The sequence below is a fragment of the Ruegeria sp. HKCCD6426 genome, from assembly GCF_057221115.1.
In genome coordinates, this window is sequence record NZ_JBWVBF010000019.1 from 1 (window position 1) to 4,450 (window position 4,450).

At 63.5% G+C, this 4,450-nt stretch carries 3 protein-coding genes; all 3 read left to right on the forward strand.

Annotated elements, in window-relative coordinates; translation table 11 throughout:
- Window positions 1-6: 6 nt before the first annotated feature.
- The 3 genes from gcvT (at window position 7) to gcvP (ending at window position 4,450) form a co-directional block, all read left to right on the forward strand.
- Window positions 7-1,101 (forward strand): glycine cleavage system aminomethyltransferase GcvT, encoded by a 1,095-nt coding sequence (gene gcvT / locus AC2TDA_RS22805; RefSeq protein WP_480851062.1) that lies wholly within the window; start codon window positions 7-9, stop codon window positions 1,099-1,101.
- A gap of 18 nt (window positions 1,102-1,119) precedes the next feature.
- Window positions 1,120-1,485, forward strand: coding sequence for a glycine cleavage system protein GcvH (gcvH, locus tag AC2TDA_RS22810; RefSeq protein ID WP_480877238.1), 366 nt, complete (start codon window positions 1,120-1,122; stop codon window positions 1,483-1,485).
- 109 nt (window positions 1,486-1,594) lie between these two features.
- Window positions 1,595-4,450: an aminomethyl-transferring glycine dehydrogenase gene (gene gcvP / locus AC2TDA_RS22815; protein WP_480877235.1), complete on the forward strand. Its 2,856-nt coding sequence runs from the start codon at window positions 1,595-1,597 to the stop codon at window positions 4,448-4,450.

A 4,450-nucleotide genomic window follows, 5' to 3' on the forward strand; every position in this document is an offset into this window, starting at 1 on the left:
GCCGATATGAGTTCACCGAAGCGCACGCCGTTGTATGACTTGCATGTTGAGTTGGGCGGCAAGATGGTTGATTTTGCTGGGTGGGAGATGCCTGTTCAGTATCCTTTGGGTATTATGGGCGAGCATAAGCAGTGCCGTGAGAAGGCGGCGGTGTTTGATGTGAGTCATATGGGTCAGGTTATTCTGCGAGGCGAGAATGTGGGCGAGAAGCTTGAGGCGATCTGCCCGCAAGCTTATGCAACGCTGAAGCCGGGCAAGGCGCGGTACGGGTTCTTTACCAATCCGGAAGGCGGGATCATGGATGACCTGATCGTGTCGAATGCGGGGGATCATTACTTTGTGGTGGTGAACGCGGCGCTGCGCCATCAGGATATTCCGCATATGCAGGCCAACCTGGACGGCGTCGAAGTGACCGAGATCTTCGACCGTGCGCTGGTCGCCGTGCAGGGCCCCAAGGCCGAGGATGTGGTGGGTGAGCTGTGCCCCGCGGCCCGCGACCTGAAGTTCATGGAAACCACCGTGGCGGATATCAACGGCGTCGAGTGCCGCATCTCGCGGCTGGGCTATACGGGCGAGGATGGCTACGAGATCTCGATCCCCGAGGACAAGGCCGTTGAGGTGACCCGCGCCTTTCTGGCGCATGAGGATTGCGAACCGGCGGGTCTGGGTGCGCGCGACAGCCTGCGGCTGGAGGCCGGGCTGTGCCTCTATGGCAATGACATCGACCAGAGCACCTCGCCGATTGAGGCGTCGCTGGCCTGGGCGATCCAGAAGCGCCGCAAGGAAGAAGGCGGTTTCCCGGGCGCGGATCGCGTGCAGAAAGAACTGGCCGAGGGGGCATCCCGCAAGCTGGTGGGCATCAAGCCTGAAGGCCGCGCACCGGCGCGTCAGGGCGTGGAAGTGCAATGCGCCGAGGGCAACACCATCGGTCAGATCACCTCGGGCAGCTTTGGCCCCACGGTCGGTGGCCCCGTTGCGATGGGCTATGTGTCCAGGGGCCATGGCGAGCCGGGAGAGAAGGTGAACCTGATCATCCGGGGCAAGGCGCAACCGGCCGAGATCGTGGCGCTTCCCTTTGTCACTCAGAATTACAAGCGTTGAAGTCAGGAGAGAGAAGACATGGCAACCTATTATTCCGAAGAGCATGAATGGCTGACCGTCGAAGGGGACACGGCCACTCTGGGCATCACCAAACACGCGGCCGAGCAGCTGGGTGAAGTGGTGTTCGTCGAGCAGCAGGAAGCGGGCGACGAGTTCGAAAAGGGCGGTGAGATCGGGGTGATCGAATCCGTCAAGGCCGCGTCCGAGCTCTATGCACCGGTCGATGGCGAGATCACGGAAGTGAACGAGGCGCTGGCCGACAATCCCGGCGCGCTGAACGAAGATCCCGAGGGCGAGGCCTGGATCTACAAGATCAAGCTGAGCGACGCGTCGCAGCTGGAAGATCTGATGGATCTGGACGGCTACAAGGCCCTGATCGGCTGACGATCTGGCGGGGCCCTGCGCGGGCCCGCCGCTTTATCTTTTCCAAATACTTCCGCCGGAGGCCCTTGCAGTCTCCGCCGGGCCTGACCTTTCCACGAGGAGCGCTGCAATGGCCTTCAAACTGACCGATTACGAAGCCTATGACTTCGCCAATCGCCGCCACATCGGCCCGTCGCCCACCGAGATGCGCGACATGCTGAAAGTGATCGGCTTCAAGACGCTGGACGAGCTGATCGACGCCACCGTCCCGCCCGCGATCCGCCAGTCCGAGCCGCTGGACTGGGGTCCGGCGATGACCGAGCGTGACGCGCTGTTCCACATGAAAGAGGTGGCGAGCAAGAACACGGTTCTGACCTCGCTGATCGGCCAGGGCTATTACGGCACCACCACGCCCGCACCAATCCTGCGCAACATCCTGGAAAACCCGGCCTGGTACACCGCCTATACGCCCTATCAGCCCGAGATCAGCCAGGGCCGTCTCGAGGCGCTGCTGAACTTCCAGACCATGGTCAGCGATCTGACCGGGCTGGACGTGGCCAACGCCTCGCTGCTGGACGAAGCCACCGCCGCCGCCGAGGCCATGGCGATGGCCAAGCGCGGTGGCCGGTCCAAGGCCAATAACGCGGCCTTCTTCGTGGACAAGAACTGCCACCCGCAGACCATTGCCGTGATCAAGACCCGCGCCGAGCCTCTGGGAATCGACGTGCAGGTTGCCGATCCGGACACGCTGGATGCCGGCGCGGTGTTTGGCGCGATCTTCCAGTATCCGGGCACCTATGGTCACGTGCGCGACTTCACCGCCGAGATCGCGGCGCTGCATGAACATAAAGCCATCGCCATCGTCGCCGCCGACATCCTGTCGCTGGCGCTGCTGAAGTCGCCCGGCGAGATGGGCGCGGATATTGCCATCGGCTCGACCCAGCGCTTTGGCGTTCCGATGGGCTATGGCGGCCCGCACGCCGCCTACATGGCGACCACCGACAAGCTGAAGCGGTCCATGCCGGGCCGGATCATCGGCGTCAGCATCGACGCGCGCGGCAACAAGGCCTACCGCCTGGCGCTGCAGACCCGCGAGCAGCATATCCGCCGCGAAAAAGCCAACTCGAACGTCTGTACCGCGCAGGCGCTGCTGGCGGTGATTGCCTCGATGTATGCCGTGTATCATGGCCCCGACGGCATCAAGGCCATCGCGCAATCGGTGCACCGCAAGACCTCGCGCCTGGCGGCTGGTCTGGAAGAGGCGGGCTTTGCCGTTGAGCCGGAAGTGTTCTTCGACACCATCACCGTTGAGGTCGGCCACCTGCAGACCGTTGTGATGGAGGCCGCCGTGGCCCGCGGTGTCAACCTGCGCAAGGTCGGCGACACGAAAGTGGGCATCAGCCTGGACGAGCAGACCCGCCCCGAGACCATCGAGGCGGTCTGGGGTGCCTTCGGCATCGACCGCAAGGATGATAGCTCGAACAAGGTGTACCGCCTGCCGGATTACGCGCTGCGCGAAAGCGCCTATCTGACCCACGAGATCTTCCACAAGAACCGGGCCGAGGCCGAGATCACCCGCTATATGCGCCGCCTCGCCGACCGAGACTTGGCGCTGGACCGGGCGATGATCCCGCTGGGCTCGTGCACCATGAAGCTGAACGCCACGATCGAGATGATCCCGGTCACCTGGCCCGAGTTCGGCAACCTGCATCCCTTCGTTCCTGAAGATCAGGCGCAGGGCTATCACGAGATGATTGCCGATCTGAACGACAAGCTGTGCCAGATCACCGGCTATGACGCGATCTCCCAGCAGCCCAACTCGGGCGCGCAGGGCGAATATGCCGGCCTGCTGACCATCCGCAACTACCACGCGTCGCGGGGCGAGGCGCACCGCAATGTCTGCCTGATCCCGACCTCGGCGCATGGCACCAACCCGGCCTCGGCGCAGATGGTGGGCTATCAGGTTGTGCCGGTGAAAGCGGATGACAAGGGCAACATCGATGTCACCGATTTCCGCGAGAAGGCCGAGAAGCACTCGGACCATCTGGCGGCCTGCATGATCACCTACCCCTCGACCCATGGTGTGTTCGAGGAAACCGTGCAGGAGGTCTGCCAGATCACCCATGATCATGGCGGTCAGGTCTATATCGACGGGGCCAACATGAACGCCATGGTCGGTCTGGCCCAGCCCGGCAAGATCGGTGGCGATGTCAGCCACCTGAACCTGCACAAGACTTTCTGCATCCCGCATGGCGGCGGCGGCCCCGGCATGGGTCCGATCGGCGTCAAGGCGCATCTGGAAGAGCACCTGCCGGGCCACCCGGAATACGGCTCGGCCGTGGGCCCGGTCTCGGCAGCGCCCTTCGGCTCGCCGTCGATCCTGCCGGTCTCATGGGCCTATGTGCTGCTGATGGGCGGCGCCGGTCTGACGCAGGCCACGAAAGTGGCGATCCTGAACGCCAACTACATCGCGGCGCGCCTCAAGGATGCCTATCCGATCCTTTATACGTCCGAGACCGGACGTGTGGCGCATGAATGCATCCTCGACACCCGTCCGCTGGACGCCGAGGGCAATGTGAGCGTCGACGACGTGGCCAAGCGTTTGGTCGATTCCGGCTTCCACGCCCCGACGATGAGCTGGCCGGTGGCCGGTACGCTGATGGTCGAGCCCACGGAATCGGAACCCAAGGACGAGCTGGACCGCTTCTGCGATGCCATGCTCTCGATCCGGTCCGAGGCGCAGGACATCATCGACGGCAAGATCGACGCGGAGAACAACCCGCTGAAAAACGCCCCCCACACGGTGCGCGATCTGGTAGGCGACTGGGACCGCCCCTACACCCGCGAACAGGCCTGCTTCCCCCCGGGCTCCATGGGCGTCGACAAATACTGGTCCCCCGTCAACCGCGTCGACAACGCATACGGCGACCGAAACCTCGTCTGCACATGCCCTCCAATGGAAGCGTATGAGGAAGCAGCAGAGTAA